Origin of the sequence: Planktothrix sp. FACHB-1355 (assembly GCF_014748295.1) — a bacterium.
Taxonomy (GTDB): domain Bacteria; phylum Cyanobacteriota; class Cyanobacteriia; order Cyanobacteriales; family Aerosakkonemataceae; genus Aerosakkonema; species Aerosakkonema funiforme_A.
In genome coordinates this window covers 1-2,129 of sequence record NZ_JACJUP010001184.1, presented here as the reverse complement: position 1 = coordinate 2,129, position 2,129 = coordinate 1, and the positions used below count along the sequence as shown (strand labels likewise).

Sequence of the window (2,129 nt, the reverse complement as noted above, 5' to 3'; positions counted from 1 at the left end):
CCAAGTGGCTATGACAAAAATTCTATCAAAGTTATAGCGAGTGGGCAGAGCCACTTTAAATAGCCCATTCTCTGACGAATCGCTGCTGGCAAAGGATTTCGGTTCTTGCATAGTCATTACTCGTATTTCTCCCGAAATCGGCGAACAAACCAAAAGCTGAATATATTCAAGGCCAAGGTGATTAAAAACAAAGTCATACCGACGGCAAACAAAGTTCTGTAAGCGAGCGAGCCAGCTGGTGTATCGCCTAGACTAGCTTGTACGATGTAAGCTGTCATAGTCATTACGGGCACAAAGGGATTAAGACCCAGAGTTGGGTTTTGACCAGCTGCGATCGCTACAATCATCGTTTCTCCCACTGCGCGGGAGATTGCCAAAACAAATGAAGCGACAATACCGGATAACGCCGATGGTAGCACTACCCCGACGATCGTCTCTCGTTTGGTCGCTCCCAAAGCGTAAGCTCCTTCTCTGAGGCTGCGCGGGACGGCATATATCGCATCTTCGCTCAGGGAAGCGACTAAGGGGATTATCGATACTCCCAATACCAGTCCGGCGCTCAAGGCGTTGAAACCCTGCAAGCCTGGGATAATTTTTTGCAGAAAAGGCGTTACCAACAGCAACGCAAAGTAACCGAACACTACTGTGGGTACTCCGGCCAGAATTTCTAAGGCTGGTTTGAGCCAGCGACGTATTTTAGCAGGTGCGTATTCACTCAAACAAATCGCAGATAACAAGCCTACAGGCAAAGCCACAGAGATCGCGATCGTGCTGGTAAGCAACGTAGCGCTGATCAGTACAAAAATACCGTATTGAGGATTGAAGAACCTCGGTGTCCATTGTGTATCTGTCAGAAATCGCCATATCGGTATTTCACTGAAAAATGCAAATGTTTCAAAAATCAGAGTCAGGACAATCCCAATCGTTGTTGCCACAGAAACAAGCGCAAATAAAGCAAAAATGGTTTTTACTACTAACTCTACCCACTTGTTTAACTGGCGATTGGGACGAAACAAATCGCGATTTATCTGCTCGGTAGATGACGGGTTTGTAGTCATTGGTTATTGGGCTAGGAACTAGGGGTTAGGTGTTAGGGGAGCGGGGGAGCGGCGGAGCGGAAGAGCGGGAGAGCGGGGGAGCAGAAGAATTATTCTTTTCCCTTTTCCTTTTTCCCTCTTCACTCTTCCCTCTCCCTTTTCCCTTTTCCCTCTCTCTCTTGCCTTGATTAATCAGATCTAAACTACTTCTCTTGCTTGAGTAAGTCTTTTAAGGTCAAACCGACTTGAGAGCCTTTACCCTCAAATATTGAACCTACCTTGCCCGCTTGGAAGCGTGCCTGAACTTCTGTGAGCAACTCATCTGGAAGAGGAACGTAGCCGACTTCCGAAATCAACTTTTTGTTGGCGGGAGCGAGCATATATTCGACAAAAGCTTTTACTTCTGGGCGAGACGCCGCAGTTTTCTTGACGTAGATAAACTCTGGGCGAGCTAGCGGCTGATATGTGCCATCGTTGATAGTTGCTTCGCTGGGTTCAACGCAACCTTTACCTCCATCGATCGCAACTAGCTTTAACTTATCTTTGTTTTCTGCGTAATAGGCATAGCCAAAGAAAGCAATTCCGCCTTTATCCGCGCTAACGCCCTGTACCAAAGTATTGTCATCTTCGCTGGCAGTGTAGTCGCCTCGGCTTTTACCTTCCTCACCTACAATCGCTTTGGTAAAGAAGTCATAGGTGCCCGAATCCGTACCAGGCCCATACAAACCTATTCTTTCGTTGGGGAAACTGGGGCGAATTTGATTCCAGGTAGTAACTTTGGCCTGTGCTGTCGGTTCCCACATTTTTTTGAGTTCATCGACTTTCAGGCACTGTGCAAAGGTGTTTTGGGGGTTTACGACCACGGAGAGTCCGTCATATGCTACCGGAAGTTCGACGTACTCAACGTTACCTTTCTTGCACAAATCTACTTCTTCTGGTTTGATTGGGCGAGAAGCGTTGGAGATATCGGTTTCTCCGTTACAGAACTTTTTAAAGCCTCCACCGGTCCCTGATTTACCCACAGTGACTTTTACACCTGGATTGGCTTTTTGAACTTCTTCTGCCATCGCCTCGGAGATCGGAAATACCGTG

Annotated in this window: 2 protein-coding genes; both read right to left on the bottom strand. The window is 47.3% G+C overall.

Annotated features, from left to right (window positions below):
• Nucleotides 1-116: 116 nt before the first annotated feature.
• Nucleotides 117-1,058, bottom strand: coding sequence for a phosphate ABC transporter permease subunit PstC (gene pstC / locus H6S82_RS30515; protein WP_190463373.1), 942 nt, complete (start codon nucleotides 1,056-1,058; stop codon nucleotides 117-119).
• A gap of 182 nt (nucleotides 1,059-1,240) precedes the next feature.
• Nucleotides 1,241-2,129 (bottom strand): PstS family phosphate ABC transporter substrate-binding protein (locus H6S82_RS30510; protein WP_191057274.1); only part of this gene is annotated, 889 nt, incomplete at its 5' end.

Coding starts and splice junctions, on each gene's coding strand:
- pstC (WP_190463373.1), bottom strand. CDS start 1,058: ATGACTACAAACCCGTCATCTACCGAGCAGATAAATCGCGATTTGTTT.